This window comes from Kitasatospora sp. NPDC001261 (assembly GCF_042896795.1).
Lineage (GTDB): Bacteria > Actinomycetota > Actinomycetes > Streptomycetales > Streptomycetaceae > Kitasatospora.
The window spans coordinates 49,302-68,845 of sequence record NZ_JBIAXP010000029.1 but is presented as its reverse complement, the minus strand read 5'-3'; the positions used below and the strand labels follow the sequence as shown (position 1 = coordinate 68,845).

Below are 19,544 nucleotides of genomic sequence, written 5' to 3'. Positions count from 1 at the left end.
CTCACGTCGTGCCGCGCCGGGTCAGGCGTCCACGACCTCCAGGCCGTACGCGGTCACGGCCTGCCGCAGCCCGCCCGGGTACCCGGCGAGGGCCGGGGTGAACTCCCAGTCCCCGGAGGGCTCGCGGTCGAACCGGCCGAGCCGCATCGCGGTGTTGGTCTCCGCGCCGTCCGCCAGGTGCACCACGGCCGCGTCCTGTCCGGCGCCGGCCTCCAGGATCAGCGCGGGCCCGGCGAACCCGCCCATGGTGGCCCCGGGGTGGTTCTCGGTGTCGGCGGCGGCGATGACCACCAGCCGGTCGACGTCGGCGGGCAGCGCGTCGAAGTCGACCATCAGGCAGGCGTTCGCGTCGCCGTAGCCGGTCACCAGCCGCACCGAACCGTCCGGCGTGGAGCCGTTGTTGTAGAACACCAGGTGGTCGTCGGAGAGCGCCACGTTGCCCCGGCAGACCAGGGCGGCGATGTCGTACTCCTCCTCCCCGGTCCAGTGCAGGAGCAGCCGGGAGGGCTCGGCGGCCACCTCGATCGCGGGCAGTCCGTCCAGGGCGCCGGCCTCCGCGGAGGCCTCGTCCTGGACGGCCGCGAAGACCTCGTGGAAGCCGTGGTGCTTGAGCAGACCGACCAGCTCGGAGCCGTTCAGCAGGGTGATCGGCTTGCCCGCGACGAACTGGTGCGAGCTGGGGCCGAACCTGCTGGTGGTGACCAGGACGGCCTTGGTCGCGGCCTGGTCGTGCCGCAGCGTCCCGTACAGGTCCCGCACCGCGGTGGGCGCCACCGTGTCCCGGTACCGCTTCACCTGCACGATGACGTTGCCGCCGCGGAACGGGTCGGGGTCGATGCCGCGGACGTCCACCCCGCCGTCCCGGGACCGGGCGGTGAGCTCGACCTTCATGCCCATCGCCTCCATCAGCCGGGCGATGAGGCCTTCGAACTCGACCGGGTCCATCGCCAGCAGGAGCTGGAGTTCGCGGACGCGCCGGGCCATCCGGCCGCGGTTGGCGTTGGTGTCGTCGCGGAGGTGACGGAAGAGCGCGCGCTGGGCGCGGCGTTCGTCGGCGTCGGGGTTGCTGAGGCGGTGGAGCTTCCGGCTCCGGGACATGGGCGTGCCCCCTCTTGCATGGTGACGGCTGTTGCAGGCGTCACCGTAGAGGAATCGTGGACGAAGAATTGTCGGGCCGTCACTTCCGCCGCACAATCGAGACCTGGCGCACGGGCACCGGCGTGCGCACGGGCCTCGGGCGGCGCGGGGGCGGCTCGACGGCGGGGGTGCTTCCGGTGGCCGTCCGGACGGCGGACAATCCCCCCAGGAGCCGAGGAGGAGGCCAGCGGTGGAGTTCGAGGTCATGATCGAGACCCCGCAGGGGTCGCGGAACAAGTACGTGATGGACTTCGTGGCGGGCCGGATCCGGCTGGACCGCACCCTCTTCACGGCCACCGCCTACCCCGCCGACTACGGCTACGTCGAGGGCACCCTCGGCGGCGACGGCGAGCCGCTGGACGCCCTGGTGCTCGGCGGCGAGCCGGCCGTCCCCGGCTGCGTGCTCACCTGCCGGGCGGTGGGCGTGTGGGTGATGCGCGACGAACGCGGCCCGGACCAGAAGGTGCTCTGCGTCCCGGCCCACGACCCGCGCTACGCCGACCTGCGGGACATCGGCGACCTGCGCGAGTTCGACCTGCTGGAGATCACCCACTTCTTCCAGGTGTACAAGGACCTGGAGCGCGGCAAGTCCGTCGAGGGCTCGCACTGGGCGGGCCGCGACGCCGCCTACGCGGAGATCGCCGAGTCGCGGGCCCGCGCGGCGGGCACCCGCTTCGCCGACCCGGCGTAGCGGGCGCCCCCCCGGGCCGCCCCGGACCGTCCGCGGACCGTCCCCGGGGCGTGCCCGGACGGTCCGTCAGAGCCTGGCGGCGCTCAGGATCGCGCGGACCTCGTCGCCGATCGCGGCCTCGTTCTGCTCGAACTCCGGTGCGGTGAGCCGGTCCGGGTCGGCCGGCAGGCCGTTCAGGACCGGGGTGTGCAGATGGCCGCCGGGGAGGTCCGGGGCGAGGAACAGGCGCAGCCGGTTGGAGCGGTAGGCGACCTCGTTGGAGAGGTACCCGCCGCCGCCACCGGAGACCGCGCGGGAGCCGGGGGTGGGGCCGTCCGGCCGGAAGACCGGCCCGGTGGCGCCCGCCGGGATCTCGGTGACGAAGGTGTCGAGCAGCACCGGGAAGGGCTGCTGGACGGCCCGCATGGCGTCGGTCGGCAGGGTGGTTCGGACGAACTGCGGCCCGGGGGCCAGCCCCGGGGCGTCCACCGGGTGCTGGGAGGTGCCGCCGGAGAGCGCGGCCACGTTGTCGGTGGCCGGGTCGGCGGAGCGGGCGCGCCCGGCCCACTCCTCCAGGGTGAACTTGCCCGGGTAGCCCTGGCTGATGCTGGTGATCAGGTCGGCGGACTGCCGGCCCGGCCGCAGGTGCGGGGTGAAGGTGCGCTCCACGATGCCCTTGTCGAAGTCCCCGTAGCGCACCGGCAGGACGACCGCCCGGACCTCGGCGGCGCTGCCGTCGGCGAGGGTGATCCGCTGCCCGTGCAGCTGCAGGACGGCGGACCCGGAGGGGTTGGCGCGGCGCGCCTCGGCGTCCAGGCCGAACGGGTCGAAGCCGCTGACGAAGATCCGCCGGACGCCGGGGGCGGCGCTGAAACCGTCGTCCAGGCCGCGCGAGGCGTCCTCGAAACGGGCCCGCAGCGCGGCGTGGTCGACGTCGAACCGGGGCTGCCAGCGGGCGAGCTGGACGGTCATGGCGAGCCTGGTCCAGTACAGCGGGCGGTCGTCCCGGGCGGGCAGTTCACCGCTCGGCCGCCGGCCCTGGGCGCGGTCCACGCCCGCCTGCCAGAGCGTCCGGCCCCAGGTGTCGGCCACCCGTTCGGCCTGCCGGGCGTTGCGGGCGGCGCACAGCGCGGAGGGGAAGCCGCCGAGCAGCTCGCCCAAGCCGGAGTGCTCGGTGAAGCCGGCCGTGCGGGCGTCCTGGAGGCGGGCCTGCTCGGCGTCCAGCGGCACCGTGGCGGAGGTGCGGCAGCCGGCCGGGGCGGCCTGGGCGGCGGCCGGGGCCAGCAGGGCGACGAGGGTTCCGGCGAGCGCGGCGGCCAGTCCGGCGGTGCGGCGTAGACATGTCATGTGCGCTGACAATAGGTCCGGACCTGACGGCCCGCCAGAGTGCCGACCCGGCACGCCGTACGCCGGTCCGGGGGGCCGCCGGACCGGCCCGCCCGGCACCGGAAGGCGCCGCCGGGGGCCCCTCGGGCGGCGTTCCGCCGCTGGTGGGACGGCGTTCCGGCCCGGACGGAAAGCCGGCGGTTCGACCGGGAACCGCCGCGAGTTCTACAGCGTTGTCGTGGTCGAACAGCGGTACTCGTACGGTGGTGGAGGAAGTTCCATGAGCGTGGCCCTGACGAAGGGTGGCAACGTCTCCCTGGGCAAGCAGGCCCCCGGGGTGCGGGTGGTGCGGGTGGGCCTGGGCTGGACGGCCGGTGACGGGTACGACCTGGACGCCAGCGCGCTGCTCTGCGGGGCGGACGGGAAGGTCGCCTCGGACCAGCACTTCGTCTTCTTCAACAACCTGCGGAGCCCGGACGGCTCGGTCCGCCACCTGGGCGGGGCCGGCGGCGGCGCCGACCGCGAGCAGGTCGAGGTCCGGCTCGCGGAGGTCCCCGCCGGGGTGGAGAAGGTCGTCTTCGCGGTGGCGATCTACGACGCGGCGCAGCGGCGGCAGTCCTTCGGGCAGGTCCGCGGCGCCCACATCCGGGTCGTCGACCCGGACAGCGGCACCGAGGTGGCCCGGTACGACGTGGCGTCGGAGGCCGGCAGCGAGACGGCGATGGTGTTCGGCGAGCTGTACCGGCACGGCGCGGACTGGAAGTTCCGGGCGGTCGGGCAGGGGTACGCCGACGGGCTCGCGGGCATCGCCACCGACTTCGGGGTGGACGTCCTGCAGCCGGCGCCCGCCGCCGCCCCGCCCGCCCCGGTGAAGCCGCCGGTCGCGCCGCCCGCCCCGCCCGCCGCGCCGCCGGCGCCGGTCGCGGCCCCCGTGCCGGCCGTGCTGCCCGCCGCCGCGCCCGCCGTTCCGATGACCCGGCAAGGACCAGGGAGTTACCCCGTGACGTGTTTCTTCGACCCCTCGCACGGCGCCGGCACCACGGCGGTGTACTGGTCGCCGCAGTGGGGCGTGCCGCGCCAGATCGAGGCCTGCGTGGCCTGCGCCCAGCGGGTGCAGACCAACGTCCCGCCGTTCTACACCCCGGCGCAGGCGGGCTACCCGCAGCCGGTCCAGCAGGGCCAGCCGCCGCAGGTGCCCGGCCAGCAGGCCCAGGGCGGACGGCGCTTCGGCACCGGCGCGCTGATCGGCGCCGGCGCGGCCGGCCTGGTCGGCGGCGCGCTGCTGAACGAGGCCTTCGACGACGACCCGCAGGTGGTCGTCAACAACTACTACGAGGACGACGGCTTCTTCTAAACCGTCTTCTGAACCGTCAGGTCGCGGCCGCGGCGAGGGCCGCCGGGGGAGCCCCCCGGCGGCCCTCGCCGTCGGTCGGATGATGTCGGAGCGTCGTTCCGGCCTTCCAGGGCCCTCGCCGCGCCCGGCGGCCGCACAACGCTTCGGCGCTGTGCGGCCGTTCGCGTTCCTAGCCGTCCCGGCGCCGGTACGCCCCGGCGCGGGCCGCCGCCGCGGCGGCCTCCGCCGCGCGGTCCGCTGCGGCCTCGTCCAGCGGCTCGGCGGTGGTGAGCATCCGGTAGTAGAGCGGCGCCGAGACCGCCCGGACGACCTCGAACCCGTCGGTGTCCGGCGGGAGTTCGCCGCGCTCGACGGCCGCGGTGACGCACGGCGCCCACTCCTCGACCCGGCGCCGGTAGAAGTGCCGCAGGGCCTCGGCCGCGTCCGGGTCGCAGGTCGCCGCCACGATGACGGCGCGGAACAGCGCGCCCTGCCGGGGGTCGGCCAGGGTGCGCCGGACGAGCCGGGCGTTGGCCCGGAGGTCCCCGGCGAGGGAGCCGCTGTCGGTGCGCGGCAGCGACTGCTCGGCCATGTCCGCGAGCAGGTCGGCGACCAGCGCGGTGGTGCTGCCCCAGCGGCGGTAGACGGTGGTGCGGCCGACCTCGGCCCGCTGGGCGATGTCGCCGAGGTCGAGGCCGCTGAAGCCGCGCTCGACCAGGGCATCCTCGGCGGCGCGCAGGACGGCGGCGCGGACCCGGGCGGTCCGGCCGCCGGGGCGGACCGTGCCGGGCGTGGAGGGCTCGACGGCCATTAACGGGATTCCTGTTCCATTAGATGGGTGGAGTCTGTTAGGTTCAGAGCATCCTAACGGAACAGCGGTCCCATTAGGGGCTTCGAGGGGAGAAATCCGCCATGACCATCGCCACCGACATGGAGTACCGCCGACTCGGCGCGTCCGGACTCAAGGTGCCCGCGCTCAGTCTCGGCACCGGCACCTTCGGCGGGCGCGGCCCGCTGTTCGGCGCCTGGGGCACCACCGACGTCCAGGAGGCCCGCCGGCTCCTCGACATCTCCATCGACGCCGGGGTCACCCTCTTCGACACCGCCGACGTCTACTCCGACGGCGCCTCCGAGGAGGTGCTCGGCCAGGCGGTCCGCGGCCGCCGCGACCAGGTGCTGATCTCCACCAAGGCCGGACTGCCCACCGGCGACGGCCCGCAGGACGCCGGCACCTCCCGCGCCCGGCTGGTCCGGAGCGTCGACGACGCGCTGCGCCGCCTCGGCACCGACTACCTGGACCTGTTCCAGCTGCACGCCTACGACGCCGGCACCCCGATCGAGGAGGTGCTCGCCACCCTGGAGGATCTGGTCCGGGCCGGCAAGATCCGCTACACCGGCGTCTCCAACTTCTCCGGCTGGCAGCTGATGAAGTCCCTCGCCCTCGCCGACCGGCACGGCCGCCCCCGGTACGCCGCCCACCAGGTCTACTACTCGCTCGTCGGCCGCGACTACGAGTGGGAACTGATGCCGCTCGCACAGGAGGAAGGCGTCGGCGCCCTGGTCTGGAGCCCGCTCGGCTGGGGCCGGCTCACGGGGAAGATCCGCCGCGGGCAGCCGCTCCCGGACGGCAGCCGGCTGCACGACACCGCCGACTACGGTCCGCCGGTGGAGGACGAGCTGCTGTACCGGGTGGTCGACGCGCTGATCGAGGTCGCCGCCGAGACCGAACGCACCGTCCCCCAGGTGGCGATCAACTGGCTGCTGCGCCGTCCGACCGTCTCCTCGGTCATCATCGGCGCCCGCAACGAGGAGCAGCTGCGCCAGAACCTCGGCGCGGTCGGCTGGTCCCTGACGGAGGAGCAGGTGGCCCGGCTGGACGCGGCGAGCGCCCGCACCGCGCCGTACCCGTACTTCCCGTACCGGCGGCAGGAGGCGTTCGCCCGGCTCAACCCGCCCCTGGCGGGCTGAGACGCGCAGGGAGGGGCGGGGAGGGGCGTGGCGACCAGCGGAGGCGCGGGAGGCCCGAGCGGCGTGGGCCCCGGCCCGGGAGATGTCCGGGCCGGGGCCGGACCGGCTGTCGCGGGGCGGCGGTCGGCCCCGTGCCGGTGGACTCCGCGTCGGCGCCGCTACCGCTACCGCTGGTGCCAGGCGGCGAGGAGTTCGGCCTCCCGCTCGGGGTCGAGGGTGCCCGGCACGCGCTCGAACGGCTGGATGTCGCGGGCGCTGTCGGCCACCGGCCGGAGGGCGAGGCCGGTGGCGAGGGCGGCCGCCGGGTCGGCGGTGCTGGTGGCGCGGCTCTCCGGGTCGGCGGGCCAGAGCGGGAGGGCGCGCTCCTGGACGCCGGCGGCCCGGAGGAAGTCCTCGTCCACCCACGTGAGGGTGGTGCCGGGCGGGGCGACCTCCGCGGCGACGGCGTCGAGCAGGTCGCCGATGCCGAACGGCGGGGGAGTGGCGGCGTGGTAGGCGCCGGAGGCACCCCGCTCCAGCAGGGCGAGCATCCAGGCGGCGAGGTCGCGGACGTCGACCACCTGGAGCGGCGCGTCCGGCCGGCCCGGGGCGAGCACCTCGCCGCCCCGGGTGAGGCGCTCCACCCAGTAGTCGAAGCGGTGGGTGTAGTCGCGGGGGCCGATCACGTACGTCGGGCGGACCAGCAGGGTCTCCGGGCCGAAGGCCTGCCGGGCGGCGCGCTCGCACTGGACCTTGAGGACGCCGTAGGTCTCGGCGGTGATCTCCTCGGCCTCCGGGCCGTCGGCGGGGAGCAGGGCGGAGTCCTCGGCGTAGCCCGGGGCGGGCGGGACGTCGTAGACCGAGAGCGAGGAGACCAGCAGGTAGCGCCCGGCGGCGCCGGGGTCGAGGGCGGCCGCCAACTCCCGGACCTGGCGCGGGTAGTAGGCGCAGAGGTCGACGGTGGCGTCCCAGTGCCGGCCGCGCAGCGCGGACAGGTCGGCGTCGCGGTCGGCGATCAGGTGGGTGGCGTCCGGGAGGAGTCCGGCGCCGGAGCGGCCCCGGTGCACCACCGTGACCTCGTGCCCGGCGGCCAGTGCCGCCTCGGCGAAGTGGAATCCGATGAAGCGGGTGCCGCCGATGACCAGAATGCGCATTCGGACATCGTGCCAGTCCGCCCCGGGGCGGGGCCAGCCGGTGGCCGGTTGTTGCCCAAGTTGTGGGTGGGGTGGGTGAGTCGGGGCCCGGTGTGGACGGTTCCGGGGGGAAGAGTGTTCGACGGTCAACGGTGCGGTACGGTGACGGCCGGGGGCGGCGGGCCGCAGCAGGCGGATCGGCGCTGGTCAACGGCTCGACGGCCGGGGCCGGATGAGCAGCCGTGACGGCCTCGTAACGTCTGATCTCCTGTCAAAGTTCCTTGTTTCCCGGCGAACTTGTGTGAAGTCCCTTTAAGCTCCCGTTAACAATGGCGGCTTTCCGCCACTCGCGAACTCGCTCCCGAGGTCGGGCGGCAGGCCCAACTGGATGATGAGAGCAGGGATGACGACGACAAATGATCGAACCGTCGGTGCCGCGCGCGGCTCCGGCGGGCGGCGGACGGGTCCACCCGGCCGCCGCGCCGCGGGCCTTCGCACCGCGGGCGGCGCGGTGACGCTGGCCGTACTGGCCGGTTCCTGGTCCCTGGCGGCGGCCCCGCCGGCCTTCCCCCAGACCGGCGACGGCACGGTGGCGGTCCACGTGATCCGGGCCGTGGACACCGACGGTGTGTGGACGCCCGGGCTGGAATCGGGCATGGCGGGCGTGAAGGTGACGCTCACCGACGAGGCCGGGGTCGCCATCGAGGGCACCACGGCGGCGGACGGCACGGTGACGCTGGCGCCGGCCGCGAGCAAGCTGACCGGCGGCAAGTACCGCGTCCAGGTGGTGAACCCGAAGCCGGGCGTGCTCTACCCGGCCTTCGCCTCCCGCGAGGGTCTGGACGGCGGGCCGAACAAGCTGAGCTCCAACGAGGAGTTCGTCGACCTCTCCGGCGGCAAGAAGGTGGAGATCACCACGGGGCTCTGGAGCCCGGGTGACTACTGCCAGAAGAACGCGCCGCTGGTGTCGACCTGTCAGAACCCGCCCCAGGACGGGGCCGCCCAGCACACGCTGGTGTCCTTCCCGTACGAGTCCCGGGGCACGGCCGGCACCGGCTTCACCCTGACCGACGTGGCCACGGCCGGGCAGACCGGCAACCTGTACGGCATCGCCTGGAACAAGGCCGACAAGCGGGTGTTCTCCTCGGCCCAGGCCAAGCGGACCACCGCCTACGGCCCCGGCGGCCCCGGCGGGATCTACGTCACCGACTGGGCGACGAAGAAGACCACGCTGTTCGCCACCGTCCCGGACGCGGGCACCACCCCGCACGGCCCGGGCAACGACGACGGCTTCCTGGCCCCGGTGGGCAAGGAGAGCCTCGGCGGCATCAAGATCACCGACGACGGCAAGGACCTCTTCGTCGTCAACCTGAACGACCGCAAGCTCTACCGCTACGACGCCACCGCGGCGACGGCGGCCGCGCCCAAGGCCGCCTACGCCATCCCGGACCCGGGCTGCCCGGCGCCGGGGGACTGGCGTCCGTACGGCCTCGGCATCCAGGACGGCAACGGCTTCCTCGGCGGCGTCTGCTCGGGCGAGTCCACCGGCAAGGCCACGGACCTGCGCGCCGTGGTGCTGCCGTTCGACCTGTCCACCGGCGCGTTCAAGCCGGCCGTGCTGAACCAGCCGCTCGACTACCCGCGCGGCACCACGGTCGGCGGCCCGTGCCCGGGCACCGCCTGGTTCCCGTGGCAGGACACCTTCCCGACCACCCAGAACGGCCAGGCCTGCGGGGCCAACTACCTGGCCAACCCCGAGCCGGCGGTCGCCGAGATCGCCTTCGAGACCGACGGCTCGATGCTGCTCGCCTTCCGGGACCGCTTCGGCGACCAGTCGGCGGCCAGCCCGACGGGCAGCGCGATGTCCAAGGTCCTGCCCGGCGGCGACCTCCTCAAGGCCTGCCCGGAGAACGGCACGTACGTGCTGGACACCAACCTGGGCTGCGGGTCCAAGGCCCGGGGCCAGCGGTTCTTCGACAACGCCCGGATCGGCCACAACAACCCCGCCAACGCCGGGATGGCGTTCTCGAAGGTCGAGGACTCCATCGTGACCTCGGGCTACGACAGCGACAGCCAGGCCTTCGGTTACGGCAGCGCCTTCCAGAAGCGCGACGGCAAGGCGGACGGCGGCGTGCGGCTCAACGCGGGCCCGGGCATCCCGCCGTTCGGCAAGGGCGCCGCGATGGGCGACCTGGAGGTGCTCTGCGACCAGGCGCCGCTCCAGATCGGCAACCGGGTCTGGTACGACCCCGAGCGCAGCGGCCTCCAACTGCCGGGCCAGAAGCCGGTTCCGGGTGCCACCGTCCACCTGTACGACGAGTCGGGGAAGCTCGTCGGCACCACCAAGACGACCAAGCGCGGCGAGTACTACTTCGACGACAGCAACGTCGACGGCGGCCTCAAGCCGAGGACCAAGTACACGATCAAGCTGGACAACCCGGCGGACTACGCCAAGGACGGCCCCCTCTTCCAGTGGGTGCCGACCGACCACGACGTCGGTGACAACCACTTCATCGACTCCAAGGGCATCGTTCCGAAGGACGGCAAGTTCCCGGAGCGGGCGCTGACCACCGGCGGCCCCGGCGAGAACGACCACACCTACGACTTCGGCTTCCGGCTCCAGGAGGGCGCGCTGCGCCTGGTCAAGCACGACCAGGACGGCAAGCCGCTGGCCGGCGCCAAGTTCCAGCTGTGGCACGAGACCAACGGGACCGACGGGCTCCAGCCGACCGGCGACAAGCCCGACACCAAGGTCGGTGAGCCCTGCACGACCGGCGCCGACGGCATCTGCCAGGGCACCGGCGTGCCGGGGACGTACTACTGGCAGGAGCTGAGCCCGCCGGACGGCTACGCGGCGCCGGAGGTCACCGTCTTCGGTCCGCTGAAGCTGACCTCGGCGAACCTCGACGCCGGTGTGGAGGTGACGGCCGTCAACAAGCTGATCCCGACGCCGACACCGACGCCCACCCCGACCGAGACGCCGACCCCGGCGCCGACGACGGCGGCCCCGGTGCCGCCGGCCCCGGCGCCCCCGGCGTCCGGGCACCTGCCCAACACCGGTGCGGGTGAAGGGATGCCGATCGTGTTGACCAGCGCGGCGGCGCTGATCGCCCTCGGCACCGCCACGGTGCTGGTGGCCCGCAGGCGCAAGGCCGCTCAGCGCGGCTAGCCGCAGACGGGGTGTTCGTACCGGGCCCGGTGCGGGGAGACCGGCACCGGGCCCGAATCGGGCGGGTTCGTGGGACCGTTGGTCCCCGGGCCCGCCCGACTGTCGTGTCCGACCGAGGAGAGGGAGCGGCTGCATGCCCCGCAAGACGAAGGCCGACGGCCGCGGGCCCCGGCGGTCCCACTGGCTCAAGGCCCTGATCGCGATCGTGGTGTGCGGCGCCGCGGCGGGCGGCGTGGCCGTCTACCGGACGGTCTCCGACGAGGCCGTCGAACGCCCGGTGACCACCGACGAGGCCGGCCGGCTCGCCCTGTCGCGGCTGAACCTCTACCAGGCGAGCCCGGTGGCGGTGACGCTCACGGCCGAGGAGGGCGGGGGCGTCACCATCCGGGTCGACGGGGTCGTCGACTACCGCAACCACCGGGGGGTCGGCCGCTACCGGACCACCGGCGCGAGCGGGGCGCTGGACCACGGCCTGATCGTCTGGGACACCGGCGGCCTCGGGCTGGCCCCCGACCAGGCCGGCACCGCCCCCGCCACCGACGCCCCGGCCTGGGAGCAGGCCGAGCGCATCCCGCGCCAGGGCTGGTCGCCGCGCACCTACACGGCGGATCCGCTGGACGCCGGACTGAACCTGCTGGTCCAGCTCGGCGCGGACCGCCCCGACAACCCGCTGCTGCTCGCCCAGTCGGGGGCCCGCTGGCTGGGCCGGGACCGGATCGACGGCAAGGGCTACGACCGCTTCGCCGGTCCGCGCGCCCAGGGGGCCGCGCCCGACGGCGCCCGTTCGCCGCTGACCTACTGGGTCGACGGCGACGGCGGGCTGCGCCGGGTGACGATGCGGATGCCGGGGCTGGGCACCCCCACCACCGTCGAGCTCGCCGGACGGCAGGCGGACGCCAAGCTGCCCGAGGCCCCGTGGCTCACCGGCTGACCGGCGCACCGGCCGGTCGGCTGACCGGTTGACCGGAGACCAGGCCGGCCCGGTACGGCCGGAAGCCGCAGGACAGGGCGGTCAGCCGTACAAAAATCGTTGGTGAGGCAGCAATAGCTTCATCATCTTCCGTTCACCCGGACCCGGCTGCCAGCATCGGCGCACCGTCACCGCCCGAGGGAGTAGCCGATGAACCGCCCCCGTTCCCTGCGCTGTCTGGCCGCACTGTCCCTGGTCGTCCTGGCCGCCACCGCCTGCGGGCGCTCCGACCAGGGCGGCTCCCCGGCCGCCGGCGCGGCCCAGGCCGCGCAGAACGCCGGGAAGAGCGCCGCCGAGCTGCTCCCGGCGAAGAACAAGCAGAGCGGCGTGCTCAGAGTGGCCACCTCCGTCGGCTACCCGCCGATGGAGATGTACAAGCCCGGCACCACCGAGCTGACCGGGGTCGACCCGGACCTCGCCGCCGCCGTCGCCGGGAGGCTCGGCCTGAAGCTGGAGCTCGCCAACTCCTCCTTCGACGGCCTGATCCCCGGCCTCCAGGCCGGCCGCTACGACCTGGTGATGTCCTCCATGACGGACAGCGCCCAGCGCCGCCAGGCCGTCGACTTCGTCGACTACTTCCGCACCGGCGGCGTGATCATGACGAAGAAGGGCAACCCCGAGGGCATCAAGTCCCTGGAGGACCTCTGCGGGAAGAAGGTGGTCCTCGCCAAGGGCAGCTCCAACCTGGAGATCGGCGAGCAGCAGAACGCCAAGTGCGCCACCAGGATGACGATCTCGCAGAGCGAGGACGCCCCGACCGGGCTGCTCCAGCTGGACAGCGAGCGGGCCGTGGCCACGATCGTGGACTACCCGGTGGCGCAGATGTTCGTGCAGAGCAGCGGCTCCTACGAGGTGCTGCCGGACCAGTACGGGACGGCGCCTTGGGGCATCGCGGTGGCGAAGAAGGACTCCGGGCTGCGCGACGCGGTGCAGAAGGCGCTCCAGGAGCTGATCGAGAGCGGCGAGTACCGCAAGGTGCTGGACACCTACCAGGTCGGCGGCAGCGCGGTGGAGCGCGCCACCGTCAACGCGGCGCAGTGAGAACGGCGGCACCGACGAGATGAGCACCGACATGAGAGACCCCGCGATGCCCGCACCGGCCGGCCGAGTCCCGACCGCCGAGGCCGCGGCCGACGACGACCTGGCCTTCGAGGTCACCGGCCGGCCCCGCCCGGCGCGCTGGTTCGCCGTGCTGGCGGCGGCCTTCGTCGCCGTCTGGCTGGCCTGGACGATCATCGTCAACCCCAACCTGCACTGGGACATCGTCGCCCGGTACCAGTTCGACGGCGTGATCCTGGAAGGGCTCTGGGTGACGGTCCAACTCACCCTGATCTCCCAGGTGGTGGGCATCGTCATCGGCGTGGTGGTCGCGGTGATGCAGCTGTCCGACAGCCCGGTGCTGCGGACCACCGCCGGGGCGTACACCTGGTTCTTCCGCGGCACCCCGCTGCTGGTCCAGCTGATCTTCTGGTTCAACCTGGCGCTGCTCTTCCCGGAGATCAGCATCGGCATCCCGTTCGACGGGCCCAAGCTGGTCAGCTGGCAGTCCAACACCCTGATCACCGGCTTCGTGGCGGCACTGCTCGGCCTGTCGATCAACGAGGGCGCCTACATGTCCGAGATCGTCCGGGCCGGCATCCAGAGCGTCGACCCCGGGCAGCGCGAGGCCGGCGCCTCGCTCGGCATGTCCAACCGGCAGATCCTCACCCGGGTGGTGCTGCCGCAGGCGATGCGGGTGATCATCCCGCCGTTCGGCAACCAGTTCATCTCGATGCTGAAGACCACCTCGCTGGTCTCCGTCATCGCCGGCGCCGACCTGATGACCGTCTCCCAGCACCTCTACCTCGCCAACTTCGAGGTGATAGCGCTGCTGATCGTCGCGTCCCTCTGGTACCTGGTGCTCACCACCATCGCGAGCGTCGCCCAGCACGCGGTGGAGCGGAAGTTCAACCCGGCCGGCGCTCCGCCGGCCCTGCACCGCCGGGTGCTGGCCAACCTGCGGCCGGGGCGCGGCGCAGCACAGAAGCGCGTGAAGAAGGGGGAGGGCAAGTGACGGGTACGGATCCGGCGAAGCCGACCGCCGAGGTGGTCCTGTCGGCCCGGAAGGTGCGCAAGCACTTCGGGGAGCTGGAGGTGCTGCGCGGCATCGACCTGGAGGTCCGGGCGGGGGAGGTGCTCTGCGTGATCGGCCCCTCCGGCTCCGGCAAGTCCACCCTGCTGCGCTGCTTCAACCACCTGGAGAAGATCGACGCCGGGCGGATCGAGGTGGACGGCGAGCTGGTCGGCTACGAGCCGCACGGCGCCTCCGGCAGCAGGCTGCGCGAGCGCCGGCCGCGCGACATCCGCCACCAGCGCGAGCGGATCGGCATGGTCTTCCAGCGCTTCCACCTCTTCCCGCACCGCACCGCGCTGCAGAACGTGATGGAGGGCCCGATCGCGGTCAAGGGGCGCCCGCGCCAGGAGGCCGAGCGCCGGGCCCGCGAGCTGCTCGCCCGGGTCGGCCTGGCCGACCGCGCCGACCACTACCCGGCCCAGCTCTCCGGCGGCCAGCAGCAGCGGGTGGCGATCGCCCGGGCGCTGGCCATGGAGCCGACCCTGATGCTCTTCGACGAGCCCACCTCCGCGCTCGACCCGGAGCTGGTCGGCGAGGTGCTCGGCGTGATGCGCGACCTCGCCCGCAGCGGCATGACGATGATCGTCGTCACCCACGAGATGGGCTTCGCCCGCGAGGTCGCCGACCGGGTCGTCTTCATGGACGAGGGCGCCGTCGTGGAGGCCGGCAGCCCGGCCGAGGTGTTCACCGCCCCGCGGCACGACCGCACCCGGGCCTTCCTCTCGACGGTGCTCTGATGGGAGCGACAGGACTGATGGGAGCGGACGTGACCACGACCCCGGTCGACCTGCTGCTGCGCGGCGGCACCCTGGTGGACGGCACGGGGGCGCCCGGCCGCGCGGCCGACCTCGCCGTCGCGGGGGGCCGGGTCACCGTCCTGCCGCCGGGCACCGCGGTGGCCGCGGCCGAGACGCTGGACGTCACCGGACGGGTCGTCACCCCCGGTTTCATCGACGTCCACACCCACTCGGACGCGCTCGCCGCCCCCTTCGGCGGCGGCACCCACACCGACGGCGACGCCCTGGACGAACTGCGGCTCGCCCCGCTGCTCCAGGGCGTCACCACCGAGATCAGCGGCAACTGCGGGATCAGCCTGTTCCCCGCCCTGCCCGAGCGGCTGCCCGAACTGGCCGGGCACCTGCGGGTCTCCTTCGGCCTCGGGCCGGTGCTGCCCGCCGAGGACTTCGACGCCTTCGCGGCCGGCCAGCGGCCCGAACTGCGCCGCAACCACATCGCCTCGCTGGTCGGCCACGGCACGCTGCGCGCCGGGGTGATGGGCTTCGAGGACCGACCGCCCACCCCCGAGGAGCTGGCCGCCATGTGCGACCTGCTCGACCGGGCGCTGGCCCAGGGCGCGGCCGGCCTCTCCACCGGCCTGATCTACCCGCCCGGCGTCTACGCGGACACCGAGGAGATCGTGGCCCTGGCCAAGGTCGCCGCGCGGCACGGCAAGCCGTACGTGACCCACCTGCGCGACGAGATGTCCCAGGTGGAGAAGGCCCTGGAGGAGGCGCTGGAGATCGCGGTGCGCTCCGGCGCGGCGCTCCAGGTCTCCCACCACAAGACCGCCGGGCGGCACGCCTGGGGCGCCACCCTGCGCACCCTGCCGCGCCTGGAACAGGCCCGCGCCGACGGCGTGGACGTGCTCTGCGACGTCTACCCGTACACCGCCGGCAGCACCGTGCTGCACGCGATGCTGCCGCCGTGGACCAGCGAGGGCGGGCCGGCCGCCCTGCTGGAGCGGCTGCGCAGCAAGGAGGTGCGGGACCGGATCCGGGCGGACATCGCGAACGGCGTCGAGGGCTGGGAGAACACCGTCGGCAACGGCGGCTGGGACCTGATCTCGGTGGCCGCCGCGCCCGCCCGCCGTACCGCCGAGGGCCGCCGGATCGCCGACCTGGCCGCCGAGCGCGGCGCCGACCCGGTCGACTACGTGAGCGACCTGCTGCTGGAGGCGCAGGGCGAGGTGACCATCATCAGCCACTCGATGCGCGAGGACGACGTCCGCCGGGTGCTGGCCAGCCCGCTGTCCATGATCGGCTCGGACGGCGTGCCCAAACCCGGCCGCCCGCACCCCCGTTGGGCGGGCAGCTTCGCCCGGGTGCTCGGCCACTACGGGCGCGAGCAGGGCCTGCTGCCGCTGGAGCTCGCGGTGCACAAGATGACCGGCCTGCCCGCCGGGCGGTTCCGGCTGGCCGGGCGCGGGGTGGTCCGGGACGGCGCCGTCGCCGACCTGGTGGTGCTGGACCCGGCGGCCGTCCTGGACGGCGCGACCTTCGAGCGGCCGCTGCTGGCGCCGGCGGGCGTGGAGACCGTCGTGGTGGCCGGCCGGGTCGCGGTGCGCGGCGGCCGGCCGACCGCGAGCCGGGCCGGAGAGGTGGTGCGGGTCCGATGAGCCTCGCCCAGGTGGCCGCCGCCGCGCGCAGCTCGGCGGCGCTCCCGCTGACCCTCGCGGTGGCCGCCGTCGACGTGGACGGCGGCGAAGCGGTCGGGGTGGACGACACCGTCGTGCTGCCCGTCGCCAGCGCCTCCAAGCTGCTCCTGCTCGCCGAGGTCGCCCGGCGGTTGGACAACGGGGAACTGGCGGCCGGGCAGCCGGCCGCGATCCTCCCCGAGGACGTCACCGGCGGCACCGGCCTGCTCGGCCGGCTCAGCCGCCCCGGCTGGACGGTGGAGGACCTGGCCTGGCTGACCGCCGCGGTCAGCGACAACACCGCCACCAACGCCCTGCTGCGGCTGGTCGGCCTGCCGGCCACCGCGCGGCTGGCCCGCGACCTCGGGCTCGAGCGGCTCACCCTGCACGACCGGGTGCGCGACGAGCGCGGGCCGGACGTCCCGCCGGTCTTCGCCACCGGCACCGCCCGCGACCTGGCCCGCCTGGTGGCCCTCGCGGTCCGGGGCACCATGGCCACCCCGGGGGCCTCGGCCCGGCTGCTCGGCTGGATGCGCGCCAACACCGACCACGGGCTGGTGCCCGCGCTGATCGACCACGACCCGTACGCCCCCGGCTTCCCCGAACCGCTGCCCGGCCGCCTGCTGGTGGCCAACAAGACCGGTACGGACACCGGGGTGCGGGCCGACGCGGGCGTCATCGTGGGCGCCCGGCGGGTGGCCTACGCGGTCGTCGCGCACTGGGACGTGGCGCTCGGGCCCAGCACCGAGCGGGCCGCCGTGCACGCCATCCGGGACGTCGGCGGCGCCCTCGCGGCCTGGGCCCAGCGGCCGGCCTGACGGGCTCCGGGCCGGGGAGGTCAGGGCCGGGCATGGTCCGGGCCGGGGGACGTCCGGGCCGGGGAGGTCAGGCCCAGCGCATGTCGAGCAGCGACCTGATCTCCCCGGCCGCCGCGCCGAGTTCGGCGAGGAAGGACCGCAGCACCGGGTTGCGGTTGGTGGTCCGGGTGGCCACCCCGATCCGGCGGTGCAGCTGCGGGTGGTCCAGCCGGCAGACGTGCACCCCGGCGCTGTCGGCCAGGCCGAGCGCCGGGATCAGCGCGACGCCCATGCCGGCCCGCGCGAGGTTGATGGTCACCTGGTAGTGGTCGCTGCGGCAGCGTACCCGGGGGCGGAACCCCTCGGCCGCGCAGGCGCGTTCGAGCACCGGCTCGCCGGTGCTGCCGCCATGGGTGCCGATCCAGCTCTCGCCCTCCAGCTCGGCCAGCCGCACCAGCGAGCGCCGCCCGAGCCGGTGCCGCAGCGGCACCACGACCAGCTGCGGCTCCTCGAAGTACATCCGCACGTCCACCGCCGCCTGGCGGCACCACGGGTCCAGCGGGTGCTCGAAGACGACGGCCGCGTCCAGCCGGCCAGCCTCCAGGTCCGGGACCAGCTCGTGCGGCTGGCCCATGATCAGCTCCAGCTCCACCTGCGGGTTCGCGGCGGAGAACGCGGCCAGCGCCCGGGGCAGCAGGTCCAGCCCGGCGGAGGCGAAGAAGCCGATCCGCAGCACCCCGGCCGCGCCCTCGGCGTGCGCCCGCAGGTCGTCCTGGGCGACGGCCATCAGATCGGCGATCGCCTGGGCGTGCTCGGCCAGCCGGACACCCGCGGGCGTCAGGCGCAGGGACTGCGGAGCCCGTTCCACCAGCGCGACACCCAGCTCCTGCTCCAGGCGGGCGAGCTGGTGCGAGATGGCGGACGGGCTCAGGTGCAGGGCCTGCGCCGCGGCCACGATGGTGCCCCGGCGGGCGATCTCCAGGAGGACGTGCAGTCGGGCGCTGTTCAGCATCGGCCCAGGTTAGACGGCATGCGACCGCTGCGCAGCCACCGGTTCCCCGAGGCCGTCGCCGGCGGCCACGTCCAGCCGGAGCAGGTCGTGCTCGGTCTCCCGGCGCACCACCAGGCGGGCCTCGCCGTTGCGGACGAAGACCACGGCGGGCCGCGGCAGCTTGTTGTAGTTGGACGCCATGGCGTAGCCGTAGGCGCCGGTCACCGGGGTGGCCAGCAGGTCGCCGACCCGCAGGTCGGCGGGGAGCGCGGCGTCGTCGATGATCACGTCGCCGCTCTCGCAGTGCTTGCCGACCAGCCGGGCGTGCCCCGGCCGGGGCGCCTCGGGGCAGCGCGGCAGGAAGGCCTCGTAGCGGGCGCCGTACAGCGCCGGGCGCAGGTTGTCGCTCATCCCGCCGTCCACGCTGACGTAGGTGCGCACGCCCTCGATCCGCTTGACGGTGCCGACCCGGTACAGCGTCAGCCCGGCCCGGGCGGCGATCGAGCGGCCGGGCTCGACGCCCACCTCGCCGCTCCAGCCCGCGCCGCGCACCGCCGCGCGGACCCGCTCGGCCCAGACCGCGAAGGAGGGGGCGCTCTGCCCGCTCAGGTAGGCCACGCCCAGGCCGCCGCCGACGGTCAGCCGGCGCAGGCCGTGCTCCACCGCGAACCGGGCCACCGCGGCGGCGCCGTCGGCCAGCTCGGCCGGGTCCAGCACCTGGGAGCCGACGTGGGCGTGGACGCCCTCCAGCCGTACGGCGGCGGAGCCCCGGGCCCGGCGCACCGCGGCCGCGGCGGCGCCGTCGGCCAGGCCGAAGCCGAACTTGGAGTCGTGGCCGCCGGTCTGGATGGCCTGGTGGGCGCCGGCCGCGACCCCGGGCGCCACCCGCAGCTGGACCCGGGCCGGGGGCAGGCCCTCCTCGCGGTGCAGCCGCTCGATCCGGTCCAGCTCGTCGAAGCTGTCCACCACGATGTGGCGCAGGCCGACGGTCAGCGCGGTGCGCAGCTCGGCCTCGTCCTTGTTGTTGCCGTGCAGCACGATCCGGTCCGGGTCGACCCCGGCGTACAGCGCGGTGCGCAGCTCGCCGCCGGAGGCGACGTCCAGCAGCAGGCCCTCCTCGGTGGCGAGGCGGGCCATCGCGGTGCAGAGGAAGGCCTTGGAGGCGTAGGCGACGTTGCCCCGGCCGAAGGCGGCCACCGCCTCCCGGCAGCGCCGGCGCAGGTGCTCCTCGTCGTAGACGAACAGCGGCGTGCCGTACCGGCGGGCCGCCTCGTCCAGGAGCACGCCGCCGACGGCCAGGCCCTCGGGGCGGAATTCGGCGGTGAGCGGCAGCAGGCCCGGGTCGACGGGCGGCAGGGCCGGGTCGAGGGGCGGCAGGGCTGGGGACACAGGGGACAAGGCTTCCTCCCGGCAGGCTGGTTGGCCCCGCCCATCCTCGGCCCTGCGGGAGGGGGTGAGAAAGCGCATTCTTCCGGCCCTGAGCAGTACCGAAACCGATGCTCCCGGCCCGGGTCACGGCTCTGTCCCGACTGTTGCATCTAAGCT

The 19,544-nt window shown here is 74.4% G+C and carries 15 protein-coding genes and 1 pseudogene; 10 read left to right on the top strand and 6 right to left on the bottom strand.

Annotation, left to right across the window (positions count from 1 at the left end):
• Positions 1-21 precede the first annotated feature (21 nt).
• Positions 22-1,098, bottom strand: coding sequence for a restriction endonuclease (locus ACFY4B_RS32610; RefSeq protein WP_049652136.1), 1,077 nt, complete (start codon positions 1,096-1,098; stop codon positions 22-24).
• 229 nt (positions 1,099-1,327) lie between these two features.
• Here ACFY4B_RS32610 and ACFY4B_RS32605 point away from each other — a divergent pair, with 229 nt between their 5' ends.
• Positions 1,328-1,828, top strand: coding sequence for an inorganic diphosphatase (locus ACFY4B_RS32605; protein ID WP_049652137.1), 501 nt, complete (start codon positions 1,328-1,330; stop codon positions 1,826-1,828).
• A gap of 66 nt (positions 1,829-1,894) precedes the next feature.
• Here ACFY4B_RS32605 and ACFY4B_RS32600 read toward each other — a convergent pair whose 3' ends face one another.
• Positions 1,895-3,154: a pyroglutamyl peptidase gene (locus ACFY4B_RS32600; protein ID WP_387974049.1), complete on the bottom strand. Its 1,260-nt coding sequence runs from the start codon at positions 3,152-3,154 to the stop codon at positions 1,895-1,897.
• 259 nt (positions 3,155-3,413) lie between these two features.
• On the opposite strand from ACFY4B_RS32600, the pseudogene ACFY4B_RS32595 reads away from it, so the two are divergent.
• Positions 3,414-3,965 (top strand): annotated as a pseudogene (locus tag ACFY4B_RS32595) (TerD family protein); the annotation flags it as partial.
• 691 nt (positions 3,966-4,656) lie between these two features.
• Here the strand turns inward: ACFY4B_RS32595 and ACFY4B_RS32590 are convergent.
• Positions 4,657-5,277 (bottom strand): TetR/AcrR family transcriptional regulator, encoded by a 621-nt coding sequence (locus ACFY4B_RS32590; protein ID WP_387974047.1) that lies wholly within the window; start codon positions 5,275-5,277, stop codon positions 4,657-4,659.
• A gap of 119 nt (positions 5,278-5,396) precedes the next feature.
• On the opposite strand from ACFY4B_RS32590, the gene ACFY4B_RS32585 reads away from it, so the two are divergent.
• The gene (locus ACFY4B_RS32585) at positions 5,397-6,434 is read left to right on the top strand and encodes an aldo/keto reductase (protein WP_049654646.1); all 1,038 of its coding nucleotides are present in this window, start codon (positions 5,397-5,399) and stop codon (positions 6,432-6,434) included.
• A 164-nt stretch (positions 6,435-6,598) separates the two neighbouring features.
• On the opposite strand, the gene ACFY4B_RS32580 is transcribed toward ACFY4B_RS32585, so the two are convergent.
• Positions 6,599-7,567, bottom strand: coding sequence for an NAD-dependent epimerase/dehydratase family protein (locus ACFY4B_RS32580; RefSeq protein ID WP_387974044.1), 969 nt, complete (start codon positions 7,565-7,567; stop codon positions 6,599-6,601).
• 490 nt (positions 7,568-8,057) lie between these two features.
• Between ACFY4B_RS32580 and ACFY4B_RS32575 the strand changes: the two genes are divergently transcribed.
• From ACFY4B_RS32575 to ACFY4B_RS32545, 7 genes are all read left to right on the top strand, one after another.
• Positions 8,058-10,715: an SdrD B-like domain-containing protein gene (locus ACFY4B_RS32575; RefSeq protein WP_387974041.1), complete on the top strand. Its 2,658-nt coding sequence runs from the start codon at positions 8,058-8,060 to the stop codon at positions 10,713-10,715.
• A 133-nt stretch (positions 10,716-10,848) separates the two neighbouring features.
• Entirely contained in the window at positions 10,849-11,646 is a 798-nt protein-coding gene (locus ACFY4B_RS32570; RefSeq protein WP_074005754.1) for a hypothetical protein, read from the top strand.
• 189 nt (positions 11,647-11,835) lie between these two features.
• A complete protein-coding gene (locus tag ACFY4B_RS32565; RefSeq protein ID WP_387974039.1) occupies positions 11,836-12,726 on the top strand; it encodes an ABC transporter substrate-binding protein in 891 nt (296 codons plus the stop codon).
• Between the two features lie 31 nt (positions 12,727-12,757).
• Entirely contained in the window at positions 12,758-13,738 is a 981-nt protein-coding gene (locus ACFY4B_RS32560) for an amino acid ABC transporter permease (RefSeq protein WP_259316988.1), read from the top strand.
• Complete coding sequence (locus tag ACFY4B_RS32555) at positions 13,735-14,535, top strand: amino acid ABC transporter ATP-binding protein (protein ID WP_107418955.1); 801 nt, start codon at positions 13,735-13,737, stop codon at positions 14,533-14,535. Before ACFY4B_RS32560 ends, ACFY4B_RS32555 begins: the two co-directional genes overlap by 4 nt.
• Before the next feature lie 29 nt (positions 14,536-14,564).
• Entirely contained in the window at positions 14,565-16,193 is a 1,629-nt protein-coding gene (locus ACFY4B_RS32550; RefSeq protein WP_375875715.1) for an amidohydrolase family protein, read from the top strand.
• Entirely contained in the window at positions 16,190-17,029 is an 840-nt protein-coding gene (locus tag ACFY4B_RS32545; RefSeq protein ID WP_074005751.1) for a serine hydrolase, read from the top strand. Before ACFY4B_RS32550 ends, ACFY4B_RS32545 begins: the two co-directional genes overlap by 4 nt.
• A 67-nt stretch (positions 17,030-17,096) precedes the next feature.
• On the opposite strand, the gene ACFY4B_RS32540 is transcribed toward ACFY4B_RS32545, so the two are convergent.
• Together ACFY4B_RS32540 and lysA are read right to left on the bottom strand one after the other, a co-directional pair.
• Positions 17,097-18,020: a LysR family transcriptional regulator gene (locus ACFY4B_RS32540; RefSeq protein WP_049660390.1), complete on the bottom strand. Its 924-nt coding sequence runs from the start codon at positions 18,018-18,020 to the stop codon at positions 17,097-17,099.
• A gap of 9 nt (positions 18,021-18,029) precedes the next feature.
• Positions 18,030-19,388, bottom strand: coding sequence for a diaminopimelate decarboxylase (lysA, locus tag ACFY4B_RS32535; RefSeq protein ID WP_375875714.1), 1,359 nt, complete (start codon positions 19,386-19,388; stop codon positions 18,030-18,032).
• Positions 19,389-19,544 lie beyond the last annotated feature (156 nt).